The sequence below is a fragment of the Acidovorax sp. HMWF029 genome, assembly GCF_003060895.1.
Classification (GTDB): domain Bacteria; phylum Pseudomonadota; class Gammaproteobacteria; order Burkholderiales; family Burkholderiaceae_C; genus Acidovorax.
Window position 1 is genome coordinate 1 of sequence record NZ_QAIH01000136.1, and the last position, 1,113, is coordinate 1,113.

The window sequence follows — 1,113 nt, forward strand, 5'->3', positions numbered from 1 at the left end:
GTGTTCACCGCCAGCCTGCTGCTGTCCATCGGGGCGGGCGTGATTGCGCTGCTCTACACCTGGATCTTCGGGGGCCGCAGCGCGCCGGTGGCACTGGGCCAGGGCGGTGGATCGTCCGAAAGCTGGGGTCGCGGCAGCAGTGGCGGCGACTACAGCAGTAGCAACAGTGACAGCGGAGGATTCAGCTCCGGCGGCGGTGGCGACTTTGGCGGCGGCGGCGCCTCGGGAGACTGGTAGTGGACAGCAACAGCAGCAAACATCTCCTCGGCACACTGCACGCACTGCGGCGCCTGCTGCGTCACCGCTGGGCCGAAGCCGCCTCCCGCCGCACCCTCTCGCCACAGGCCTTGCGCCGCGTCGGCGCACAGGTCAGCGCCAGCGAACAACAGCACACGGGTCAGATCCGGGTCGTGGTCGAGGCCAGCCTGCCCTGGAGCTACCTGCGCCGCCAGGCCAGCCCACGCGAACGCGCCATCATGCTGTTCAGCAAATACCGGGTGTGGGACACCGAGCACAACAACGGCGTGCTGATCTACCTGCTGATGCCAGAACACTCCATTGAAATCGTGGCCGACCGGGGCCTGGCACGGCATGTTCCACCGCAGGAATGGCAAGGGCTGGTGCGGCAGATGTCCACCCGCTTCCAGCAGTTGCAGTACGAAGAAGGCCTGATCCAGGCCATTGATGCTGTTTCGCAGCGCCTCGCACGGCATTTCCCCCGCTCGGGCAGCACTGCCCCCATCAACGAACTTCCGGACACACCGGTTGGGCCGTCGACGGCCTAGTGCCCTGGAGCCAACCCCTCCGACACCGAGGGATGTCTCGCCGTCCTCTGTCGCATTGCAGTGCGCTCCACAGGCGAGCCCGAGCCCGCCAGTTCGCTGTTCCAAATTTGCCCCCGGGTTTCTCCATGTCAGGCCGGGGGTTTCCGCCGCAGAGGCTAGCCGCCGGCCTGTATTCACCTGAGCTTGCTAGATATTGTTTCCAATACTGGAACAGTCAGTTCGCGACCAGTTAGTTTTTCCTTGAACACCATCGGCGTACAGTTCATCCCATCGATGAGCCGAACCCGCAAGGCGACTCACCGAACCCGGTTCAGGAATGGTTTTTTGA

Annotated in this window: 1 protein-coding gene and 1 pseudogene; both read left to right on the top strand. The window is 64.2% G+C overall.

Translation table 11 applies throughout. The features are described 5' to 3' along the window. A pseudogene (locus DBR12_RS09095) lies at nucleotides 1-237 on the top strand (YgcG family protein); the annotation flags it as partial. Further along, on the top strand, nucleotides 237-785 hold the full coding sequence (locus tag DBR12_RS09100; RefSeq protein ID WP_108616962.1) for a TPM domain-containing protein: 549 nt from the start codon (nucleotides 237-239) through the stop codon (nucleotides 783-785). The pseudogene DBR12_RS09095 and the gene DBR12_RS09100, both read left to right, overlap by 1 nt. Nucleotides 786-1,113: the final 328 nt, after the last annotated feature.